At 35.2% G+C, this 24,620-nt stretch carries 18 protein-coding genes; 5 read left to right on the forward strand and 13 right to left on the reverse strand.

Translation table 11 applies throughout. The features are described 5' to 3' along the window. Positions 1–458 precede the first annotated feature (458 nt). Genes arfA through HVS_RS09095 form a run of 3 tightly spaced genes read left to right on the forward strand, consistent with a single transcriptional unit; the run spans position 459 to position 4,325 of the window. Complete coding sequence (arfA, locus tag HVS_RS09085) at positions 459–1,961, forward strand: arabinosylfuranosidase ArfA (RefSeq protein ID WP_101301469.1); 1,503 nt, start codon at positions 459–461, stop codon at positions 1,959–1,961. A gap of 53 nt (positions 1,962–2,014) precedes the next feature. Then, complete coding sequence (locus HVS_RS09090) at positions 2,015–3,634, forward strand: xylulokinase (RefSeq protein WP_101301471.1); 1,620 nt, start codon at positions 2,015–2,017, stop codon at positions 3,632–3,634. Continuing rightward, positions 3,627–4,325, forward strand: coding sequence for an L-ribulose-5-phosphate 4-epimerase (locus tag HVS_RS09095; protein ID WP_101301475.1), 699 nt, complete (start codon positions 3,627–3,629; stop codon positions 4,323–4,325). Before HVS_RS09090 ends, HVS_RS09095 begins: the two co-directional genes overlap by 8 nt. Positions 4,326–4,328: 3 nt before the next feature. Here HVS_RS09095 and HVS_RS09100 read toward each other — a convergent pair whose 3' ends face one another. The 3 genes from HVS_RS09100 to HVS_RS09110 form a co-directional block, all read right to left on the reverse strand. Beyond that, entirely contained in the window at positions 4,329–5,108 is a 780-nt protein-coding gene (locus tag HVS_RS09100; protein WP_101301477.1) for a helix-turn-helix transcriptional regulator, read from the reverse strand. A gap of 177 nt (positions 5,109–5,285) precedes the next feature. Continuing rightward, positions 5,286–7,265: a glycoside hydrolase family 11 protein gene (locus HVS_RS09105; RefSeq protein ID WP_101301481.1), complete on the reverse strand. Its 1,980-nt coding sequence runs from the start codon at positions 7,263–7,265 to the stop codon at positions 5,286–5,288. A gap of 432 nt (positions 7,266–7,697) precedes the next feature. Continuing rightward, on the reverse strand, positions 7,698–8,246 hold the full coding sequence (locus tag HVS_RS09110) for a host-nuclease inhibitor Gam family protein (protein WP_101301485.1): 549 nt from the start codon (positions 8,244–8,246) through the stop codon (positions 7,698–7,700). A 247-nt stretch (positions 8,247–8,493) separates the two neighbouring features. Between HVS_RS09110 and HVS_RS09115 the strand changes: the two genes are divergently transcribed. Beyond that, positions 8,494–9,870 (forward strand): MATE family efflux transporter, encoded by a 1,377-nt coding sequence (locus tag HVS_RS09115; protein WP_101301489.1) that lies wholly within the window; start codon positions 8,494–8,496, stop codon positions 9,868–9,870. A gap of 4 nt (positions 9,871–9,874) precedes the next feature. On the opposite strand, the gene HVS_RS09120 is transcribed toward HVS_RS09115, so the two are convergent. The 5 genes from HVS_RS09120 to HVS_RS09140 are packed head-to-tail and all read right to left on the reverse strand — an operon-like array spanning position 9,875 to position 17,881. Continuing rightward, a complete protein-coding gene (locus HVS_RS09120) occupies positions 9,875–12,676 on the reverse strand; it encodes a VWA domain-containing protein (protein WP_101301491.1) in 2,802 nt (933 codons plus the stop codon). After that, complete coding sequence (locus HVS_RS09125) at positions 12,666–14,471, reverse strand: vWA domain-containing protein (RefSeq protein WP_101301493.1); 1,806 nt, start codon at positions 14,469–14,471, stop codon at positions 12,666–12,668. The genes HVS_RS09120 and HVS_RS09125 overlap by 11 nt, the downstream gene beginning before the upstream one ends. Then, positions 14,468–15,331, reverse strand: coding sequence for a DUF58 domain-containing protein (locus tag HVS_RS09130; protein ID WP_159063434.1), 864 nt, complete (start codon positions 15,329–15,331; stop codon positions 14,468–14,470). Before HVS_RS09130 ends, HVS_RS09125 begins: the two co-directional genes overlap by 4 nt. Positions 15,332–15,362: 31 nt before the next feature. Beyond that, entirely contained in the window at positions 15,363–16,349 is a 987-nt protein-coding gene (locus tag HVS_RS09135; protein WP_101304191.1) for an AAA family ATPase, read from the reverse strand. 17 nt (positions 16,350–16,366) lie between these two features. Continuing rightward, positions 16,367–17,881 carry a hypothetical protein gene (locus HVS_RS09140; protein WP_159063435.1) on the reverse strand — a complete coding sequence of 505 codons (1,515 nt, stop codon included), beginning with the start codon at positions 17,879–17,881 and terminating at the stop codon, positions 16,367–16,369. A 16-nt stretch (positions 17,882–17,897) separates the two neighbouring features. Here HVS_RS09140 and HVS_RS16545 point away from each other — a divergent pair, with 16 nt between their 5' ends. Continuing rightward, positions 17,898–18,053, forward strand: a complete 156-nt coding sequence (locus HVS_RS16545; protein ID WP_159063436.1) for a hypothetical protein — start codon at positions 17,898–17,900, stop codon at positions 18,051–18,053. A gap of 215 nt (positions 18,054–18,268) precedes the next feature. Here the strand turns inward: HVS_RS16545 and HVS_RS09145 are convergent, their stop codons facing one another. The 5 genes from HVS_RS09145 to HVS_RS09165 all read right to left on the reverse strand — a co-directional run bounded on the left by HVS_RS09145 (position 18,269) and on the right by HVS_RS09165 (position 24,605). Then, positions 18,269–19,123 carry an ABC transporter permease gene (locus tag HVS_RS09145; RefSeq protein WP_101301499.1) on the reverse strand — a complete coding sequence of 285 codons (855 nt, stop codon included), beginning with the start codon at positions 19,121–19,123 and terminating at the stop codon, positions 18,269–18,271. Continuing rightward, complete coding sequence (locus HVS_RS09150; protein ID WP_101301502.1) at positions 19,113–20,051, reverse strand: ABC transporter ATP-binding protein; 939 nt, start codon at positions 20,049–20,051, stop codon at positions 19,113–19,115. The genes HVS_RS09145 and HVS_RS09150 overlap by 11 nt, the downstream gene beginning before the upstream one ends. After that, complete coding sequence (locus HVS_RS09155) at positions 20,051–22,546, reverse strand: hypothetical protein (RefSeq protein WP_101301505.1); 2,496 nt, start codon at positions 22,544–22,546, stop codon at positions 20,051–20,053. The genes HVS_RS09150 and HVS_RS09155 overlap by 1 nt, the downstream gene beginning before the upstream one ends. A 132-nt stretch (positions 22,547–22,678) precedes the next feature. Beyond that, positions 22,679–23,551 (reverse strand): DUF1848 family protein, encoded by an 873-nt coding sequence (locus HVS_RS09160; protein WP_157943010.1) that lies wholly within the window; start codon positions 23,549–23,551, stop codon positions 22,679–22,681. Positions 23,552–23,858: 307 nt separating this feature from the next. Continuing rightward, a complete protein-coding gene (locus HVS_RS09165; protein WP_101304193.1) occupies positions 23,859–24,605 on the reverse strand; it encodes a GntR family transcriptional regulator in 747 nt (248 codons plus the stop codon). Positions 24,606–24,620 lie beyond the last annotated feature (15 nt).

Genomic DNA, 24,620 nt, shown 5'->3' on the forward strand with positions numbered 1-24,620 from the left:
TTATTTGTCACAAATTACTTGTTACACTTTATAAATGTATAAAATCATGTATAAAATCTTATTTAATATTCTTTAAAATGTCTTAATATATAGGCTTATATATTTATAATATTGGTAATATTAATTAAATACTATGATTTTTTTTAATGATAAATTGACTATCTTTACAATTTATAATTAAAAAATGATAAGTATAAAAAAAGTCAATTTCTTTTCAAAGAAAATCATAGCTTTTAATTTGTGATAAGAATATCATTGTATATGAGGGCATATTACATAAAATTCTGTAAAATAAACTATATTTTATGTACATCTACCAAATTATTTATTAATTGTTTATACCTTATACCAATTTATAGTAGTTTTAATTCCAATTTATAGTAGTTTTATAGTATAAAATTATGCTAATTAATAATAATTATATAATACAAAATTTTTTAGAAAGGAATTGAGTTTAAATGAAAAAATCAAAAATAGTTATCGACAGACATTTTATTATAGACAAAATTGACAGAAATATTTACGGTTCTTTTGTTGAGCAAATGGGACGCTCAATATACGAAGGTATATACTATCCTGGAAGTCCTTTTGCAGACGAAGATGGATTCAGAAAAGATGTTATAAAATTAGTTTCAGAGTTAAATATCCCCATTATAAGGTATCCTGGAGGAAATTTTGTCTCCGGGTTCATATGGGAAGACAGTGTTGGTCCAAAAAATGAACGTCCGGCAAGATTGGAATTAGCCTGGAGCACAATAGAGACCAATGAGTTTGGCTTAAATGAATTTATGGATTGGTGTAAAAAAGTAAATACCAAGCCCATGATGGCAGTGAACCTTGGAACAAGAGGTATTGAAGCTGCCAGAAACCTTTTGGAATACTGTAATTTTGAAGGCGGGACCTATTGGAGTGATTTAAGAAAAAAACACGGCTATGAAAAGCCTCACAATATAAAAGTATGGTGTTTGGGAAATGAAATGGACGGGGACTGGCAGATTGGAAGCAAAACTGCCTATGAATACGGGCGCATTGCAAATGAAACTGCTAAAGTTATGAAGATGATTGACCCGGACATAAAGCTAGTTGCATGTGGAAGTTCCGGACGCGGGATGCCCACCTTTGGTGATTGGGAGATGACAGTACTGGATTTGGCATATGACAATATAGATTATATATCCCTTCATGCTTACTATGGTAATCAGGCAAATGACCCGGCAGATTACCTCGCCAACTCTATGGATATGGAAAGCTTTATAACTTCCGTCATAGCAATGTGCGATGCTATAAAAGGGAAAAAACGTTCTAAAAAACAAATTAATTTATCTTTTGACGAGTGGAATGTATGGTACCACACATTAGAATCTGATAAAAGTTTGGAAAAATGGCAATACATTTCTCCTCGCCTAGAAGATGTATATAATTTTGAAGATGCGTTGCTGGTAGGAAGTATGATGATAACTCTTTTAAGGCACTGCCACCGTATTAAAATAGCTTGTATGGCACAGCTTGTCAATGTAATAGGACCTATTATGACTTCTGATACAGGAGCATGGCGTCAGACAATTTTTTATCCGTTTTTCCATGCATCAAACTATGCCAACGGAAAAGTATTAAATACATTAGTATACAGCCCAAAATATGATTCTAAAAACTATACAGATGTTCCTTATTTAGATGCCGTAATGGTAGAAAATGAAGAAAAGGATGAAGTTGTACTTCTGGCAGTAAATAAAGATTTAGAAGAAGATATGGAAGTAACTTGTGATATGAGACAATATGAAAATTATGAAGTAAAAAAACACATAGTACTATACCATCCTGACCTTAAGGCAGTTAACACTGAAGACAACCCGGATAATGTGGCACCAACTATTGAAACAGGTGCAAAAATAGATGACGGTATTTTTAGTGCAGTGCTTAAAAAACATTCATGGAATGTAATTGTACTAGGAAAAAAATAAAGTTTACTCCTTAGAAGTTTATTCCTATATTTATAATAAAGGAAGGTTGAAATATGAAAACTTTAACAAGAGAAATAATTGAAAATGGAAAGGCTGTTCTTGGTGTTGAATTTGGTTCAACAAGGATAAAAGCTGTGTTAATAGATCCATCAAATAAACCTGTTGCCAAAGGCTTTTTCCAGTGGGAAAATCGCTTTGAAAACGGTTTTTGGACCTATCCTGTCCAGGATATCTGGACAGGACTTAAAAAGGCATACAGCTCACTATGTGATGATGTAAAAAACAAATACGGGGTAGAAATTAAAAAACTTGCTGCCATAGGATTTTCAGCAATGATGCATGGTTATCTTGCTTTTGACAGTAAAGGTAATCTCCTTGTTCCTTTCAGGACATGGCGTAATACCACAACCCAAAAAGCTGCTGAAATTTTAACATCCAAATTTTCCTTTAGAATACCCCAGCGCTGGAGCATTGCCCATCTATATCAGGCAATTTTAAATGATGAAGAACACGTTAAAGATATTTCTTTTATTACAACATTGGCAGGTTATATCCACTGGAAGCTAACCGGCGAAAAAGTATTGGGAATAGGTGACGCCTCAGGCATGTTCCCTGTTGACAGCCAGACTTACTCTTATGATGAAAACTTAATTGACATTTTTAATAATCTTATTTCTGGTAAAAAATATCCATGGAAGATACAGGATATACTCCCTAAAATAAAGCTTGCAGGAGAGTTTTCCGGAGAATTAACCGAGGAGGGAGCTAAACTTATTGATCCTAATGGAAACTTAGAGGCCAAAATCCCCCTCTGCCCTCCTGAAGGAGATGCAGGAACCGGGCTTACTGCTACAAATTGTGTTGCACCTTATACAGGTTCCATTTCATCCGGAACGTCAATATTTGCAATGGTGGTTTTGGATAAGTCATCTCCGGACTATAATAAAGAGTTTGACATGGTTGCAACCCCTACAGGTAATCCTGTGGCAATGGTACACTGCAACAACTGTACATCCGGCATAAATGCATGGGTAAAATTATTTAGTGAAGTTTCCCATACTTTAGGCGGAGAAACAGACATGAATAAAATATTTGAGGCTCTTTATAAAAAAGCACTTGACGGCAGCAGTGACTGCGGCGGGCTTTTATCATATAATTTTCTTTCAGGTGAGCCTGTCCTGAATTTAGATAGCGGTATACCTATGTTTATGCCTTTACCTGGTTCTGATTTTAACCTTGGAAACTTTATGCGCTCACAGCTATATACATCCATGGCTGCTTTAAAAATAAGCATGGACAGGATGCTAAAAAAGGACAAAACAAAAATAAAACAGCTTGTGGGACATGGCGGCTTATTTAAAACAAAAAATGTGGCACAAAAGTTTATGGCAGATGCCTTAGGTATACCGGTCTCTGTAATAGAAACTGCAGATGAAGGCGGGGCTTTCGGGATGGCTTTACTTGCATCCTATATGTTAAATAAAGAAAAGTATAAGTCTTTAGAAGAATTCCTTTTAGAGGAAGTATTTGATAAATCCGAGATTAGTACCATCCATCCGTCTGAAATGGACACTGATGGTTTTCAAAAATATTTAGACACATACATAAAATATTTGCCAGTAGAGAAAGAAGCCATTGAATTATGGAAAAAGGAGAGGTCTATTAATGCTTGAAAATCTTAAATATGAGGTTTTAAAAGCCAATTTACTCTTACCTAAATATAATCTTGTTAAATTTACATGGGGAAATGTTTCAGGTATTGACCGTGAAAAAGGTCTTGTGGTAATAAAACCGTCAGGTGTTGAATATGACAAAATGAGAGTTGAAGATATGGTTGTAGTTGATTTAAATTCAGGAGAAAAGGTTGAAGGTAATCTTAACCCTTCTTCTGATACACCTACCCATATTGCTTTATATAAGGCTTTTAAAGATATTGGAGGAATTACACATACCCACTCCCCCTGGGCAACAATATTTGCTCAATTAGGGATGGGTATACCCCCCCTTGGTACTACCCACGCCGATTATTTTTACGGTGAAATCCCCTGCACCAAAAAGATGCCAGGGGAAATGATTAATAACTTTTATGAACTTGAAACCGGAAATATTATTATTCAAACACTACAGGAAAGAAATATTTGTGCAGGAGAAGTTCCCTCTTGTCTTGTACACTCACATGGCCCCTTTTCCTGGGGGGCTACACCTGAAGATTCGGTGCATAACGCTGTTGTGCTGGAGGAAGTTGCATTTATGGCATGGCATAATATTATGATCAACCCTAAAATCCAGCCAATTCAAAAAGAGCTTATGGACAAACACTACCTTAGAAAACACGGTAAAAACGCCTATTACGGTCAAAAATAATAACTATAAAGACTTTCTATACTGACCCGGGGTCACCCCAAAACGTTTTTTAAAATGGCGTATAAAATGATATTCATTCTGATAGCCAATCATTTTGGCTATTTGATTTATTTTTAAAGTGTTATTTCTCAAAAGATACTTTGCATACTCCATTCGGGCTTCAATAAGAGAAGCCTTTGGAGTCTGGTTAAACTCTTCTTGATAAATGGCATAAAACTGGCTCGTGCTCATGTGAGCAAGAGCTGCCATTTCTTCAGCTGTCCAGGGATGGCCTAAATTGCCGAGAATTTTATAGCGGATTTTTTCAAATTCCTGACGCCTGGTACTTTTGACTACCGATGTTTCAGCACTTCTAAAATTCCTGGCAATTTCAATCAAAAGACTTTTTACATTGGCATCCTGCTGATACTCATGAAAAATTGTCTTATTTATAAATTCATTTTCAATCCAGCGGAAGTATTCTTGTATCTTTGATGTATTTTCAATATAAAAAATCTGGTTTAGAGGTATGGATAATTCCTCAATGAAATTTCCATCACATTCAAAATGTACAAAACTATTGCCAAATCTTTTTACCGCCTGATACCACTGCCTATGATTGGGCGTATAAAGTAAAAAACTTTTTGCTGGCGCCCTAACCAGCTCATTTTTAAGTAGCACTTTCATTGGTGTTAGAAAGTAAAGAAGCAGATAATCCCCGCTTCCTTTAGGTCTGTCAATTATGTCATAGTCAGAGTTATAATAGTTATACCCACAATAATTAACCCTTATCAATTTTTCCAACTTTAAATACCCCCCTTATATATTATACAATCTATTGGAAAAATAGTCAATTTTCCATACCATGCTAACCTCTTTTTTTATCCTTTGTTTTGTATCTAAATATTAAAAAAAAAGCAGCCACATTGGTAATAATGCAGCTGCTTATAATATTTTTAAGTTTTATTTTTTAAAATTAATCTATTTTGCTTTAGCGGTAGCAGTTGGTTTAGAGTATGAACCGCTGTAAGAAATGTTAAATCCAAATGTTACTGAACCACCTGGTGGTATTGATCCATTCCATCCAACATTGCTTACAGTTATGTTAGAGCCACTTGTGCTGAAACTGCCATTCCAGCTGCTGGTTACTCTTACATCTCCTGAGAAGCCTAAATTTACTTCCCATCCGTTTACTGCAGTTGAACCATCATTCTTAACTGTAACATTTACTGTAGCTCCACCGCCCCAAGTATTCTCAGAAACAGATACAGAAAGATTTCCGCTTCCTCCTGGCGGCTGCCAAGGCTGCTGTGGTTGTCCGGGTTGCTGTGGCTGGCCTGGCTGCTGTGGTGAACCGCTGCCTGTACCAAATACAAATGTACCTACATTAACAGCACCTGAAAATCTTAGTACCAAATCATGTACTCCTGAAACGCTGCTGATATTTGTGGACAGTTCTCTATAATTATTCCATCCGCCTGTTGATGGCACTGTTAAAGTACCTACACGGTTTCCATTTACAATGATTTCTATGTTTGTGGATGACATTTCAGTTGCAACCCTTGCAGTAAAGCGTGTTGCCCCGTTTCCAAAGTTGACATTCTTAAATGTTACAGTGTTTCCACTTTCAATATAACCGATTCCGCTGCCGCTATCTGTATTTATCACTCTGATATTTGATGCATTTGTTTCATCAAAATCACTTGCTGAAATTCCATTAAATGCATTTTTCTCGCCGCCTGGCTGCCCTGGTTGTTGTGGTTGTCCGGGTTGCTGCGGCTGTCCCGGCTGCTGTGGTAAACCGCTTGATCTTTCAAATACAAATGAGTCTATATTTACCGGACCTGAGAAAGTCAATACTAAATTATTTACTCCTGTAACATTGCTAATTGTTGTGGACAACTCCCTGTAATTATCCCATCCGCCTGTTGACGGAACCGTTAACGTACCTATACGTCTTCCATTTGCACTGATTTCAATATTTGTAGGTGAATCAGCACCTGATGCAACGCGTGCAGTAAATGAAGATGCACCATTTCCAAAATCAATGTTGTTATATGTTACAGAATCGCCATTCTCTATATAACCTAGTCCTTCCCCGTTATTTCCTGTACCTATTACTTCAATAGTTGATGAACTTAACCTGTTATACTGTTCTGCCTGAATTGTAGTAAATGCACTTCTTGAATTAGGGGCAGAAGGATTTGTTGAAGGTGCCGGATTTGAATTTCCTGATGAACCTCCGGACTGTGGCGGTGTTCCTCCTATTGTAATTACGTTCTTATATACATCAGCACTTCCACTGCTCTGATAGCCTTCTATTGTCAATGCAACTTCATACATTTTACCCATTCTCATACCCATTCTTTCCCACGCTGCAAAGTGTTGGCTAACAGATATTACACCGCTGGTCTTTTTGGACGTTCTTACACTCCAGTACTGTTGGAAAGTTGCAGTACCCTTTATTGATGGCTGCTGCACTCTTGTTGTTTCATATACGTCATATGTACCTCCATCAACAGTAATTACGCCCTTTGATGAAGCTCCCGGCGGACGCCAATTTCCCCAGCTTTCAACAATGTAATATTCTACAAGGGGATCAACTGTCCATCCATAAACACATAGATATGAGTTTCCATTTGGACGATAGTCCACACCATATTCTACTGTTATATTGCCTATTTGCTGGTGTGTCTGGGTTTCGTTAAATTTACGGCCTTTACGGAATAATATGTTGTTAATATTACTCCATTGACAGCTAAATGTACCGCCATCTTTTAAAGTCATAGTTCCATTTCCGGTGTCCTTCCAGTATTCATAGTCGTAGCCGCCATGAGTACCTGTTTCATTAGAACTTAACGTTCTTGCAGATGCTTCATTCATAGGGATGATGAACCATGCCAGTACCAAAGCTAACGCCAGCATACCGGCACCAATTCTTAGAGCTTTTGTTACACGCATAATATTTCCTCCTTATATAAATTTATTAAATAATTCAACACAAAAACATATTTTTGTATGTTTTTGTGAAAGCTTACCAAAAATAATGTATTTTGCATTTTGTATTTTATTTAGTTATCTATGTTATCTAATTATTAAAAATACTTCATTCGAAAGTGTAACTTAAGTATAAAATGCATGTAACTTTGTAGAAGATACAAATATATAAATTATATATGTATGTAATAGAATAAGTTAGTACGTGGTACGTATACCCGGACTTCTCAGATGAATTTGAAACTAGTTCTTTTTAAATAAAATTTCCTTTAAAAAACGTCCTTTACTATATTATAATATGAAAACACTTTATTTTAAAGACGAATTTTTGATTTTTTAAAATTTTCCCCTGGAATTTTGGCATATTATGAAGAATATTGTAGTGCCAGTTGCAAATTATGTATCAATTTCAAATACCGGAGGTCTTTCTATCACTTCAACACCTTCAACTATTTGCCCATCCTCTGCTACAGCCCTGTTACCCGATATTTTGACATTTTTCTTTAATTCAGCCCAGTTTGGTGTTTCTTTGACATTTATAAAATCAAGCATTTTATTTTCTTTCAGCCAGCTCAAAAGTTTTTCTTCATCCCGCTTAAACTCAGGCTGCCGGTATCTTAACTTGAGTGTACCACTGGGCAGTTTGTAAACTTTTTGGGTTTTAGTTGATTTATGTTTAACAGATAGAAAATACTCTTGTAATTTTGATTCAAGATATGATGTTTTTTTATTTAGCCTTTCTTCTTCTTTCCGTATTTTTTCTTCATACTCTAAAATCATTGACCTGCAAACATCTATGTAGCGCTGTGCTTCTTTTCTCTCCTCAGCTATTTTTTTTAAAGCCCACTCTGCCTTCTCATCATTATCTATAATAAATTCATTATTTTCATCACTATTTTCCTTTATAAAATCATCTGCCATTTCAAGATTTATATTTCTTTCCATACTCTGCACCTCTTTCAAAGACTATTATATAAAGGATGTCTTTTTAAGCAATAAAAAACACATGTTATTATAATAACATATGTAAGTTCAATTAAACAATAAGAAAAATATTTATTTTTGTAGAAATACAATTAAAATATGTTTATTAATTAACAACATTCTAAAAAAGGTAGATACCGCGGATTTTAAATGATATAATTATTAATCATAAGGAACCAAAAAAATATAATAAACTATAGGAGAGTAGATGATGGCTAACACCAAAACAAATAATAAACTAACCGTTGCAGCACTTACATGGCCAATATTTATTGAAATGCTATTTAGAATAATGCTTGGAAATATTGATACCATAATGCTGAGTAGATACTCAGACAATGCCGTTGCTGCAGTGGGAGTTGTTAACCAGATTAATAGCATCTTAATTATGCTTTACTGGGTTGTTTCCACAGGTACTGCCGTTCTTGTTTCCCAAAATTTAGGCGCCAAAAATGAAAGGAAAGCTTCTGAAGTTGCCGTCACTGCAACTTCAAGTGCCCTGATATACGGTGTGGTAGTAGGGGCTCTTATATTTGCATTTAGTGAGCCTATTCTACGACTGTTAAATGTACCGGAAGAACTAATGGGCTATGCCCTTATATACCTTAGAATTACAGGGGGATTTTCAGTTGCCCAGGCAATGCTTGCCACTTTATCTTCAATTATTAGAAGTTACGGGCATACCAGAATAACAATGTATGTCACCATGGGAATGAACGCCATAAATGTAATAGGAAACAGCCTATTTATCTTTGGTCTTTTTGGTGTACCAAAGCTTGGGGTGACCGGTGTTGCAATTTCAACTGTTGCAGCTCAGATTCTTGGATTTTCAGTAATGCTGCTTATAATTATGAAAAATCCTAGAATGAGATTTAATTTTAGGTATTTAAAACCTTTACCTGTCCAGACAATAAAGGATATATTAAAAATCGGCATACCTTCAGCCGGTGAGGGAGCTGCATATCACCTATCCCAGCTTACCATCACCCGCATTATTACAGAAATGGGGACTGTAGCTCTAACTACAAAAGTATACACAAATAATGTTATGATGTTTATAATGATTTTTGGGATAGCTGTGGGACAGGGAACCCAGATTTTAGTAGGGCATTTGGTGGGGGCAGGCAAAAAAGAAGAGGCTTACAGGACATGCCTTAAAAGTTTAAGGATTGCACTGCTTATAGTATTTTGTATGTCCATAATAATTTTTACCTTTTCAAAAAACTTACTTGGACTATTTACAGAGGATCAATCTATTATAGATTTAGGCAGCAGACTTTTGCTTCTATCTATTTTCTTAGAACCTGGGAGAGTATTTAACGTTGTTATAATAAACTCTTTAAGAGCTGCCGGTGACGTTAAATTTCCTGTGGTAATGGGTGTTTTCTCTATGTGGGGCGTTGCTGTGCTTCTGTCCTTTGTACTTGGTATTACATTTAACTTAGGACTGATAGGGGTGTGGATAGCCCTTGGCTGTGATGAATGGTGCAGAGGACTTATGATGCTCTTTAGATGGAGATCACGAGCATGGCAAAGTATGTCCCTTACTGATACATCCTATCAACTGCAAAGTTCTAACACTTAAAATTCTATTCTCTTTTTCTTTTACTTTCTAATAGTTTTGATATATGGGATGTGTCAGTATGTTGTTTTTCTTTTTTTTCAGGCTTTTCCCCCGCCTTTTCTTTTTTTCTTTTTTTATCTTTAACTTTATCTTCAGCAAATTGCTGATTTTTTTTGTTTATTTCTGGCATTTTAATTTGTTTACTTGTTGCTAATTTTGTTTCTACGCTTCCTTTAATTTTATAGGCTGCATTTCTTCCCTTTTCTAATACTGCATCAAGTTTTCTAAAAGATATATTAAGGCGTCTTATGGCAATATCTATAATAAAAAGCACCAGTGCCAAAAGAAGCAAAATATCTGTGATATCATTTATATTTTCAATTGTGTCTATATCCCCTGAAAAAACTTCATCGGCATTTTTAATAACTCTTCCGCCGCTTTCATATACCAGCCGCTCTAAAAGCTCTTTACCATTAGTTTTTATTAAATTATATTCCGGTGAATAGGGCACTAAAATTCCGCCAACTACAGTGTTTATAGTCTCTTCCCCGCTATTAATTCTTACATTTGCAATGTACACCCCTGTTTCTTCAGCTGAAAACTCTCCTTTATAAACTCCCGGAGAGAATACTTCTAGCTTTGTCTCTTCCTCTTCTCCTGAAGGACCAATTATAATTGCCTCAACTTTGCCGTCTTCAACAATTTCCTCTACAGGCATTGTAAATTCAATAAACCCTTTTCCCCCTTCAGTACCCCCTGATACAACATAGCCGTCATGCACTTTCTTTTGAACAAGCCAGGATATAAGGTTTTTCCAAAACCTCGGGGATTCTTCCCAATTCATCCAGTCCTCTGTCCACATTCCCTTTATATCGGAAGTCCAGGCAGCTGACCTTCCAAGTCCGTAATGCCAGGTTGCCAAAATTGGTTCATCTTCATCACTTGAAAAAACAACCCTTGAAGATGGCTTCTTTGAAGTCCTTATGTAGCCATAAAGATCCGGAATTGACTCTATATCATCTAAAATAGGCAAATAACTCCTTAAAACAGGGGTAAATTGTTTGTTGTTAATATATGTCTTTGCTGCGATGGTGGTTTCTTTTGCAAATATTTTAGGCATATCGGTAAACTCATCCACATAATAATACCTTCCCCCGCCCTGTTCTGCTAACAGGCTTAAAAGCCCGGTATCTGCCCCCTCTCCTAAAGCAACGGTGGAAAGGGTTATACCTTCCCTTTCCATTTCATTTATTACAGGTCCGTACCCGCTTCTTTCTGCCATACCATCCGTAAGAAGAATTATATGCTTTAATTTTGCATCAGTATCTTCTTTTAAAGACCTCACTGCTTCCTTTAATGCAGGAAGAATGCTGGTTCCTCCACCTGCCCTTATTGTTCCTATTGAATCCTGTACTTTTTTTAAATTATCAAGCTTTTGTGTTTTTACCACCCACTGTGAAGCTTCGTCAAAAGCAATGACACCAATATAATCATATTGGGTTAAAACCTCAGTTGCACGTATTGCCGCTTCTTTTGCAAGTTCTATATTAGGTATTCCGAAGCCTCCTGAAGACATACTTGACGATTTGTCAAGTACCAGTAAAAGTCCTAAATTTGGATGTTCCTCATCACTTTTCACACCCATGTTTACAGGAAGAGCCGCCTCTAAGGGTGTATCTTTATATCCTCCTAAAGCATAGCTTTCCTCACCCCCGGTTACTAAAAGACCTTTTCCCATATTACGGACGCTTTTTTCAATATTCTCCATAATCTCTTTTTCTAAACGTTCTGCAGAAACGTTGGAAATAACAAAAGCATCATACTTTTGGAAATATTCTATCCCCTTTGGGACAGCCTCCGGCAAAATAACTTCTGTTTTCACATCCCCTTCAAGTATTTTTTCTAATTCCCTTGCTTCTCCCTCTTCCCCTTCAATAATCAGAATACTTGCCACATCTTCTACATAAACAAAGGCAGAATTTTCGTTGTTTTGACTTACACCGTCGTCTATTGCCTCAATTTCAGCAGTATATGTTATAAGCCCACCTTCTTTGGCAGTCTGGGGAAAAACAAAATTATTTTCACCTGCTTGTATCTCCACATCTGTACTAGAAATCAGCTGACTGTCCCTATATAGTTTAAGGGTGCCGGCTGTCCGTACATTGCTGTCAACTTTTATAAAAACATCAAATTGCTCGTTTAATCTTACAAATCTTGGCACATCCATAGATGTTATCTGCACATCATTTTTCACTATACTTTCCAGTTCAAAAACATCCAAAGAAATACCTTTTTCTTTTAATATGTTAACTACTGAAAATGCATTGCCTGCGTTTTCTTCACCGTCACTGACTAAAACAACCCTTTTGTTGTCATCAGCCGGAATCATGGAAATAACATAATTCAGGGCATTTTCAAAATTGGTAAATTTACTGTTTATCTTTGCCTGCAAACTGAAAAAGCGCGGGCTAAGTGTTGGAGTAAGTTCGGCAGCCACATCTGCCCCAAAGCTTGCCACTCCCACTTTGTCGTTTTTTCCCTTGCTTTCTATGGATTCTTTTATAAATTTTTCTGCTATATCTTTAGAAGCCTTTGCACTGTCTGATGAATCAACTAAAAATACAGTTGTGGTATATTTAGAAGATATCTTTAGCCCAAAACCTGCAAGGGACAATATAAGCAACAATAAAATTGTTATTCTAAGGCCTAAAATTACTCTTTTTTTTGTTTTTGAAAGCCTTGTAAGGCCCCTTGATACACAAAGCAAATACACTATAAAAACAGGAAATAGTATAAGCATCAAAGGATAGTTAAAATTAAACACCATTTTTATAAACCCACCACTCTATCAGTAAAATTATTATAATAATCCATATAAACACAGATTGAATGTCCCTACCGGTCTTTACAATTTGTCCTTCCCTGACATCCTCATTGCCTTCTTGTACTGCAACCTTTTTATTTATATCAGATTCATACTTTGACGGGACATTAACTGCAAAATTATATTTAATCTCCCCTTCACTTGTTTTTTGAACCAATGTATAAACCCCCGGTTCCTCTGTCCTGTCAAAAACCCTTGGAGGAAAAGGAGGCGCTACTTCAAAAACCTCTTTGGAAGGAGTCTCAACAAAAGCTTTTTCTGCCCCTGGATGCAAATTAAATATAATGCTGTCCTTTGGATTTACACCTGCTATATTTTCAATGGCAGAGGGCAAAAGCCATTCCATAGCATTGGTTATAAAAATAGGAAAAGCAGGAGTTATGGAAATGTCTGTTTTGAAAATATCAAAGGCTATAACTAAAATTCTCTGATTATTTAAATCCCCCATAAACCCACCGGAGCCTTCTTTATATTCAATAATTTCTTCGGCCCACAGGGGAACCTCCACTATCTTTGACTCTCCTACAGAAAAGTCAAACTCTTTTACATATTTAAAAACTTCCCCTTTAAGCTCTTTTATTTGCGGAATTTCCACCGTTTCTTTTATTTCAAACAACTGGTTTTCCGGCGGGTTAAAAATCATTATACTTCCGCTTTCAGGAATGTTTTCCGGTAAAAAACCATCAAATATGTAAAGGTCGTATCCTGTAAACTCCCTGTTTTCATCAGGCTGTGTCTTGTAAAGCTCTACTTTATTTGAAAGGGCCAAAGCCTTTTCAATAAATACATTTCCATCTGAAACCAACAATGCTTTATTCCCCAAACCCTTTTCTACAACGTTCCAGTAAACATTGTCAATATTAAGGGCATCTTCTTTGTCAATTCTCACTTCTATAATATTGGTACTTTCAGGCAAATTATTCCAATAAACATTTGTAGTCTCATACGGACTTATATCTACATATTTAGCATCGTATACCTTTCCATCTAAATAAATGCTTAAAGGAATCTTTGCATCTGACTGTGTGTAATTTGCTATGGTACTTAAAGCTGTTATACCCTTTTCGGTTACTGTATGGGACAGGTTTATAATTGCAAAGTTTTCAGCCTCATCAAAGCTGGCGGAAAACTCCATATCCACTCCTTCTATGTAAAAATTCTGATCCCCGAATAAAACTACCTTTGTATTTGGATGCTGGTTTGCAATTGAATAAATTGTACTCTTAGCATCATCTGTATTTAAAACTGTATTTGTAACCTCTATGGAATTTAAACTGTTTAAAAGACTGCTTTTATTTTTACTTAAACTTTCTTCTATAACTATATTCTTTCCCATACTTACCAATGTAACATAGGTATTGGGCTTTAAATTTGATATATATTCCCTTGCCTTAGCTTTAGCCTCATCAAACCTGGTTTTATTCCCCATTTTAGACTGCATGCTCATAGAAGTGTCTATAACAACAACCACATTTTGAATATTGGACTCAAGATGGCTTAAATAAGGCTTTGATAAAGCAAATGCCAGCAAAATTACAGCAATAATCTGAAGAATCATTAATGTGTTTTTCTTAAGTTTTTGCCAGGATGTGTTTGCCTCTAAATCTTTAATAACCTCTTCCCAAAGATACAGGCTTGATACAGTAAAATCTTCATGCCGCTGCTTTAAAAGATAAAATATTATAATTACAGGCACACCAATTAGTGCCAAAAAACCCCAGGGTGAATAAAATGTCATTCTTTACTCACCACCATCCGTATCAGCTCTTCTATAGGAAGGGATGTTTCCATAAGCATGTAGTGCACACCCATTTTAGCAGAGTTTTCTTCAAAAGTATTTATAAATTTTTTATATGCCTTGTTATACATATTAAGCAGGTTTTTTGATACAGCAACTTCCCTGTACATCCCTGTTTCTGAATCTATAAGCCTTACACTTTCGCCAATTTCCGGCGATATTTCCTGAGGGGATAAAATATGGCATACGTATACATGTTGTTTTTTGAACTGCAAATATTTTATCATATCTACATAATTTCCCTCACAAAAAAAATCAGAAATAACAAGGGAAACCCCTTTTCCAAATCTAAAAGGGTATTTTGCAATTGTCTCATATATATTTGTTGTGCCGCTGTATTCAATGTTTTCCAGTAAACTCATCACTTCTTTGAAAGAATTTTTCCCCCTTAAAGATGACTTAAATTTATCTATTTTATCATTTACACAGGCAATTGAAACTCTGTCATAGTTACAAAGGCTAATATAAGCTATTGCAGCTGCAAGTCTTCTTGATGCAATGCTTTTATCAGGTTCTCCATAATCCATTGACTTACTTACATCTAAAAATATTTGTACCGGTGATTCCCTTTCCTCCATAAAGAGTTTTATAAATAGCTTTTTAAACCTGCCATAAGCGTTCCAGTCGATTTTTTTAAAATCATCACCCATAATATATTCCCTGTAATCAGAAAACTCAACAGAACTTCCCTTAGCACGTGATTTTCTGTTTCCGGCACCGCCGTCCTGCGTCATTATTTTAGACCAGAGCTGAAATTGTTCAAGTTTTTTTAAAAAATCACTGTCAAAAAGACTTCCCATACCAAAAGAGTTTCCTTTCATACATACTGTATTATTGTCTTTCTATTTCTTTAATTATTTCACCAATTAAATCATCTGTAGTTATGCCTTCTGACATCCCGTCAAAGTTTAAGAAAAACCTGTGCCTTAGTGCCGGGTATGCCACATACTTTATATCATCAAAAGCTACATTATATCTTCCCTCTAAAAATGCCCTTATTTTTGCCGTTGAAATGATAGCCTGTGCCCCCCTTGGACTTGAACCAAAACGTATGTATTTTTTGGTAACTTCCGGTGCATATTCACTTTCAGGGTGGGTCGCCAGTATCAGCTTTGAAGCAAATTCCAAAACAGGCTTTGCCACAGGCACCTGCCTTGTAATGCTTCTTATTTCCAGTATTTCTTCCCCATTGGTGACGGTATCAAGGTCTTCATCTTCCTTCCCGGTAGTCATGGACACTATATCAACCAATTCCTCCAGTGATGGGAACGGCACCGTAAGCTTAAACAAAAACCTGTCCAGCTGCGCTTCCGGCAAAGGATATGTTCCCTCCATCTCAAGGGGGTTTTGGGTAGCTAAAACAAAGAAAGGTTTAGGAAGTTCATAGGTTGAATTTCCCACTGTAACAGTTTTCTCCTGCATGGCTTCTAAAAGGGCACTCTGGGTTTTAGGCGTCGCCCTGTTAATTTCATCCGCCAAAAGAATATTAGTAAATACAGGTCCTTTTTGAAAAGTAAATTCACCTTTTCCTTTTTCATTTTGGGTAATTATATTGGTTCCCGTCACATCCGCCGGCATCAAATCCGGAGTAAACTGTATCCTTGAAAACTTAAGATCCATAACATTACCAAAAGTCTTTACAAGCCTTGTCTTTCCAAGACCCGGCACTCCCTCTAAAAGAACATTGCCCCCTGCCAGTATGGAAATCAAAACCTGCCTTATTAAAGGTTTTTGTCCTATCATATGTTTTGCTACTTCACTTTCAATTCTGGAAACGGTATCTATGACTTTTTTTATTTTGCTTTCATTTATATCCATATTTTTCCCCTCACTTATCATTCATCTAATGTGGAAAAATAATCCCTTACAATATCCTTCATCCCCTGTGGTATTGGTGCATCTTTTAATGATGTCATGCCTTTTTCCTTGTATTCACCAAGAACTTCATTATAGGGAATTGTATTTCCCTTCAAAAGAGGAGCATCTGTCTGGATTACCTGGGTTTCGCCACCTTCTCCTATGGTACCTGTAATCTGGGAAATTTCCGAGTCCCCACCAAGCCTTTGGGGAACATATATTTCCTCATAATCCCTCACCTGGCTGCCTGAACTTCCATCAGGACCGCCAGTTCCTGTAGATGAACCGGAGTACCCTGTATCCATGTTGGAAGTTGAGCTTCCCATCCCGGTTCCTGTTCCGCCTCCTCCTTGGCCTTCTCCCTGACTCTGTCCTTGGCCCTGGCCTTGTCCCTGGCCCTGGCCTTGTCCTCGGTCTTGACCTTCTCCCTGACTTCCCCCCTGGCCTTCTCTTTCACCCTGGTCTCCGTCCTGGCTTTTATCCTGACTTCCGCCCTGGCCTTTTTTTTCTCCTTGGTCTCCTTGCCCTTCTCCACCGCCACTTTCATTGGAATTTCCACCACCCTGACTATTTTCCCCGCCAAAGGCTGAAAAATCAAAGCCGCTTCCGCTCATCTTGGCAAGACTGTTTATACCGCTGTTTAGCATGGATGCCAATTGGTCTATTTTCATATTTTCAAGTGCCTTTAAATCAATTGTATTTATTAATTCCTTCATTTTTTCCAGCACTTTTTGTATATCTTCCCCGCTCCCGGACTCTAGAGCATTCATTAACTCTTCCAACCCATCTTTTAAATCCTGGTTTTGTGAAAGCCCCTCAATTGCTTCCTGGAGCTTTTCTAAAAACTCATTTAACTCTTCATCAGATGCATTTAAAATATTTTCTCCCAAACTTTCAAGCTGCTTTTTCACTTCATCCATATCGTTTTTTTCCAAAGCTTCACCCAAACTTTTTGAAAGCCGGTTTTCTTTTAATTTACGGGATACATTTTCCAATTCTTCCAAACCCTCGTTTTTTAATTCCTCCAGCTGGTTTCTGGCTTTTGACAGAGCCTTTATTGCCTCCTCCTCATCTTTTACATTTTTAAGTTCTTCTAAAAGGCTGTCAACCACTTCATCTATTTCATCCGATTTTTCAACAGAAACCTTTTGGTCTTTACTTAAATTTTTTCTTTCTTCCTGGATTTTTTCAATCTGATTCTTTGTTTCATTTTCTATTTCTTCTTTTAAAGAAGCCTTTTCCCTGGCTTCTGTAGGTATTGTAAAAACAATTAAAGTAAGACATAAAAGCAATACCCCGGTTAAAAGTTTATAATACGGCACATGTATTTTATATAAAGATTTAAAGTCAGCACCCTTTACAGCCTTTAATGTATCTTCCCTTTGTAATTTTGCCAGTCCTGACTCATCGTCTTTTAGCTCACAGGCTGTAATAACCCTTTCTTTAAGACCTAATGAGTCAGCTATTTTTGCAATTTTATAACTCCTAGGCATAAATATAATTGAAAAAATGAAGGACAAAAAAATAAGCACCAGGTATATAGCAAAAATTTTTTCACCTACAAAAGTTACAGGTACAAATAGTGATATTATAGAAAATACTAAGGCTAATATTCCTGCACCTATAAAAAAACAGCAGAAAAAGTCCAGTATATTTTTTAAATAAACTCTCTTTTTAAGAGGCCTTAATGCGTTGAATATCTCATTTATATACATAAACATTCACCTTTTTACTTATATCTTGTGATTTTCTGTATTAATATTAATACTTTAATTACTTAATTAAGACTTTAATTTCTTTTAAAAAGTTCCTCTTATTAATTATATCATCAAATTTTATAGTTTTTTATAAGCTTTTTAAACTCCAATGTTTAAATTACGCTATTTTAGGCGTCTTAATCTTCTTGCACTAAGCATTATTAAACAAATTGATAAAGCAATATTAAATATAGAATTAGCTCCTAAAGCCGTTATAACGGGAACGCCTCCCCTATAGATAGCTGCTTCCACAAACAAAGCAAGAAGGCCGTAATCTGTTAAGGTATCTTCTATAACTATACCAAAACCATAAAAGGGATTTGGAGTCAGAAAAAACATAATATCATACCAATTTAGTCTGTATAAGTAATCCAAAATTAATTCACTATATATTAATAATGCTATGGCCGTCCCGACTATAAAAAAACCCAGTGTTAAGTATGTCATGACAATTGAGACAATGCTCTTTTTAAAAACGGTTGAGTAAAAAACCCCGATGCTTGCTGTCATAACTGCAATAATTATATAAAAGATAAACAAAAGAATAACGTCCCATATTCTTACTCCCCCGTATAAAAACACTATCCCTAAAATAGGAAAAGAAGCGGTTACCAAAAGCATAATATGAGCTATTGACACAAATATTTTCCCAATAATAATCTTTAAAGCCGAAAAATCCGTACACAATAATAAATCCAATGTTTGCCTCTCTCTTTCTGAACTTATCGCCCCACCTGTTATTATAGGCGTAATAAACAATATTAAAAGAAGCTGTATAAAAGCAATGGTGTTGTACAGGCTTACTACAATTTCAGGAATTAAAACCTGTGATCCGTATCGCCTGTTTTCTTGATAAATTAAAAAGTAAATAAATACCACAAAAAACAAAAAGCCTAAATATGCTGTTATTAACGCCGGTGCTCTCCAGCCTCTCATTTTTGTTTTCAATTCTTTTTCTATAACAGGGTTAATTTGCATTTTTCTCTTCTCCCCTTCCTACTAAATTCATAAATACCGACTCTAAATTCCTCTCAACTTCATAAAAAGATATTACCGGTATATCCTGATTTATAGCACTTTTCAGCATATGGGCCATTACTTCCTTTGTTCCTTCAAATTCCGCGTCTATATAATCATTATGCACTTTTATAGAAAGAACGGATGGCTGCTCTTTTAAAAATTTCTCTAAAGCCTCCTTCTTATCTAAAACCTTTATACGTATAATTCTGTTACTATACATCTGGGACATTATTTTTTCAACAGTACCTGAAATTACCTTTTTTCCTTTATCTATTATTCCAATGGCGGTACACAGTTCTGCAAGTTCAGGTAATATATGTGAACTAATAATTATTGTCTTTCCCATGTTACCAAGTTCTTTTAATACCTCCTTCATCTCCACCCTGGCTTTTGGGTCTAAACCTGATGCAGGCTCATCCAGTATTAAAAGTTCAGGATTGTGAATTAAGCTTCTGGCAAGACAAAGCCTTTGTTTCATACCTCTGGAAAGTTCATCAACATAGGAATTCTTTTTATCCCTTAAATTAACCAGCTCAAGGAGTTCATCGCAAATTTTATCCCTTTCCTCTTTTTTAATTCCGTATATTCCTGAATAAAAATTCATATACTCTGTCACTTTAAGGTCATCGTATACCCCGAAAAAATCAGGCATATATCCTATTTTTCTTTTGTATGCAATGGGATTTTCCCTTATATTCATTCCGCCAACTATAACTTCCCCCGATGTAGGCTTTAAAAGCCCGGCTATAATTTTTAGCGTCGTGGTTTTCCCGGCGCCGTTAGCACCTACAAAACCATATATTTGACCCTTTTCTATCTCCAAAGACAAATTGTCTACCGCCCTGAATTTACCATAATTTTTAACAAGATCTTTTATAACCAGCATCAGTTTGCCACCCCCTTTATCTCTATTTGAGGCATCATTAATACAGCATCCCTACGTAGGTTCTCATCAAAGGTGATATTTGCTTTAATATTTATTTCTCTATTTTTATTTATATAGTCCTCTGCTTTGGCACTGGCTTTAAATATTTCGTCTATCTTTTCCCAATCACCTGTTGCGTTGTTTTTTATGTATATATCATAGTTGGTTAATTTACTTTCACTGCCGTCTCTATTATAAATATCCCGATAGTCCGGTTCCGTCCAATCAATCTTAAATTCTTCAACGGTTATACCTTTTAAAATATAAAAGGTAAACATTGCCTCTATATCGTTATGAAAATAATATGTCATATTATCTTGTTTGTAAAATGCCTGTTGGTTCTCCAATACAGGTTTTATAGTTCCTTTTGGTAAATGTATCTTTTCACCTTTTTCATAAGGTATAATTTTATCTGTATAAATAACATTTATATTATAAATATCAGGCTTTTTCCCATTTACTATTAAATCATAATCAATATCGTCATAATTTAGTGCAACAAAAATAATCTGCCTTCCCTTTAAATCTCTCTTTTTATTCGCCATTTGAATAAAGTTATAATATGCAATATAATGTGCTTCCCTTCTTCTTCGCCGTTGTCTTTCTTCATCACTATCAACCCAGTAATGAAAAACATCCTTTTCAAAAAGCTCATTAAGAAAGTATTCAAAATTGCTGTTAACTTCGCTTCCAAATAACGGAATTGCAAAATCTTTTCGGGATTTTGGCTCAATGTCCCCTATGCTGATATAAAGGTTATCTAAAATTATATATGAATCTTCCAATGAAAAAGAAGTATTATTAATTACTGTTCCAAACAATTTTTCATCCTTTATCTCAATATCTTCAAGTAATATTTTTTCATTATACTCCCTGATAAAATCAGTATTTGCTCTAACAGAATCCCACAAAGATACACCATATTCTTCATATTTGTTCGGCTCCCCAAATAAAATTTTACTTGTTACATAAAAATCCTCATTTGGACCGTGATAAATATCGTCATAATAGCTATTGGTGAAAAACTCAAAATTATATTCTGACGGGCACTCTACTTTTAGAGTACCTCTTTTGTTATTGTAAATTGTAAAAAATGAGTTTATATTCATTTTTTCACTTTCAGAATCCAGCCTGATTATTGAGTAATTACTTATAACAGAGGCTTTAAACCTGGTTTTATAGCCTCCAAGATAAATAATCCCTACAAAAAGAAATGCAGTTATTGGTATAACAATCCAGCTGTAATCCCTCTTGTCCTTATATTTTAAAATCCAGTATAAAACCGGCCCTACCAGAAATATATATACCAATATAATTATACATAAAAGCCCAAAGGGAAAAATATCTTGGTCAAATATATTGCTTAAATAGCTGGAATAACCGTATGTAAAATTATCTGTATTTTCATAATACACTGGCCTGTTGTATACTAAAAGCCCTTCCCACATGTCTTTAACGTAAGGCCAGTATGAAATTGGGCTGGTTGTGACATCAAATGCTAATATAATTATATTTCCATCTCCATATTTATAATTTACAGCAAGGGGAGTGTCTTCATCACCTATAATTATATCCCCGTTTGCTACACTTCCCGTGGATATGTACATTTCTTGCCTTAAAATAGCCCTTTCAGTAAAATCAGCGAAGTGTTCCGGCATTTCAATTCTTTTCTGGCCGTTTATTTTAAATGGTTTTAAGTCTTCACTCAGTCCTGAATAAACTTTTCTGGCATTTTCACCTGTTCCTATAATCAATATATTTCCTTTGTCTACCCAATTGGAAATAGCCGTTATTTGAGATTGCGTTAAATTAGATGTATCATAATTTGATAAAATTAAAAAGTCGAAATTTTCCAACATTCCTTCATTATCCGGTAAATTATTTTCATTTAGTTCTACTACCTCAATAGGCAATTTTCCTCCTTCTGTCGAAGGATTTACAGACGGATATTTTGGCATGAGAAAACCATTTCTATCAATCACTGGCTTTTCTAAAAGATTCACATTACGCAAAACTCTCAATCTGTTTGCCTCATTAGATAAAACACCGACAACAGTAGTTTTAGGTGATATTACCTTTTGAAACTTATGTTCTTTGGTAAGTAATACCTCGTTATTTTGTACAATCTTTATTTCCAAATCCCTTGATGCAGTAGTAATGGGTATGCTCATAAAAAATTCTTTTTTAGAACCCTGGGGGATTTCAAAGGGAAGGACATAGTTTGTTTTGTTTGCATAACCTGTAACTACATGAATCTGTATTTCACCTTGAAAGTCCTCTCCGGTATTTTCTATTTCAATATAAACGGGACATTCTGAAAATATCCTGATTGTATTGTCATAACCTGCTCTAATGGAAACTTTAAGCTGCTCTTCCGGATTTGCATATGAAATTGTATAAAATGCACACATTAGTAGCAAAATAATAAATATAAATGCAATTTTTAATTTATTCACTAAATCACCTCATTCAATTCAAAAATGTATACTTTGTAAAAATAAACCTGACAATTTATAATACATTATAAACAGCTTTTTGTCAATAAAGGAAAAACAATTACCTTTTATTCATGGATTCTTACAGGGGCTTTATATAGACGGTTCATGATATGATGAATTTGCATAGCAATACTGGCATCCTGTAAAGCACTTTTTAGGAGGCCATCCTCCTATATCAATGGAATGAGTACAGCCACACAGATTTCTCTTTCTTGGCTCGTCCTTTCTTATATATTTTTTATCCGGGTGCAGCTCCTCCAGCAAATACCCGTTTATACACCTAGATTCTTCAAGACCGTAAACAGAACAGCTATAGACTTTCCCACCGAATTTACCTGCCATACTCTTTATTCTGTCAAAAAAACCCCTCTTTTGGCTTATTGTAAAGTTTTCAATGGACCACCCTATTTTTTTAAACCTGTTATCAACTTTTTTATGTATATTTGATTGCAAAAAGCTTATAGTATATGTTTTTATCCCTGCTTTTGCCGAATTTTCAATTATAGATTTTACACAGTCAAAATTTGAAAAAATCTCACCTGTCACATTATTCCTTATTTTAACTAATGGGTCTATCCTAAGCATTACCCTCATAGGGTTACGAAAGAGTTCCACAATTTCAGGCAGCACTGCTAAAGCATCAGAAGCTTTAGGTGCATTAGGCTCCATATATAATCCGTCACTTCCGACAATCCTCCCGCCCATACCAGTTATAGTACAGTGGAGATAGCACTGTATCCCTAAGCTAAAAAGGTTGTTTATAAATTCAGTCATAGTACTTTTTAAAATTGCATCCGGATGTTTGGTCCAAAATACAACGGTATGTACATCCACACCCTTTTCAATTCTTGTCATTACCTCTTTCATTAGTACGTCAGGATAATATTTAGGCATATCAGTCATTCTTGAAGCACTCAATACAACAGAATCGTTTTTCTTTTTTTCGTCCTTAAATAAAGACATTTGTTCCATATACATCCCCATCTGTTTACTTGATTTTTATATTTCATAAAATTAAATGTACTCCTAAATTTATAAAAATTTGAATATAATATATTGGATATATTACAATTATATCATTATATTACAATTATATCTTTTTTATATATGTGATGCAAATATGTCTATATAATTTAAATACGCTTTTTTTGCTACTTTTTATGTACAATCGCTTATTATTTATTAAATTTAGATAAAATAACAGTAACCCCACCTTATACAAGGAGGAGTCCTGGACAATAGAAAAATTAATGATATTCTTTATAATCCTCTAAATTTGCCTTTTATAATTTTCAAATATTAACCTGCATTTATCAGATCTGTACTTTGATATGACATATTCTACTACCTGACCGCTTTTTGAAGTTATGGTGTTTGTTATTTTTAAAAGAGGATGTCCCGGCTGTACCATTAAGTACTGAGCCTCTTTTGAGTCAGTAAAAACAACCTCTAAAGAACTGCTGCTTTTTACAGGAACAAGGGGATACTTGCCTCTTAATATATCATGGGATGCTTTTTTATTTTTAATATCATCTATTATGTCTGGAAATAAATTTAATGGAATGAATGATGTGTTGAAGGAAAAAACATCATCATCATGCTTAGTCCTAAAAACCACTTTTGCAAACTGTGTACTTTGTCCAGAATTTGCTTTAAAAATTTCCAGAATCTTTCCACATTCTTTCCCCTCTACTGTTTCAACAGAAAGTACCTCCCGGTTATCTGTAAGTTCATTATCTAAAATTGAGTCTGTAAAACCTGTATATGTTTTTACATCAATCGAGGTCTTAGGTCTTGATACAAAAGTTCCTTTGCCCTTTTCTTTGTACAAATAGCCATTGTTTGTCAATTCGCTTATAGCCTGCCTTACAGTCGGGCGGCTTATATTATAAAGCTCACAAAACTCTTGCTCTGATGGTATTTTAGAATCAGGAGGATAAACCCCGCTTTCTATATTGGCCATAATTATATTTTTAAGTTGACAATAAAGAGGTATATCACTGTACTTATTAATCACAAAATTCCCCTCCGG

Source organism: Acetivibrio saccincola, assembly GCF_002844395.1.
In the GTDB taxonomy this organism is placed as follows: domain Bacteria; phylum Bacillota; class Clostridia; order Acetivibrionales; family Acetivibrionaceae; genus Herbivorax; species Herbivorax saccincola.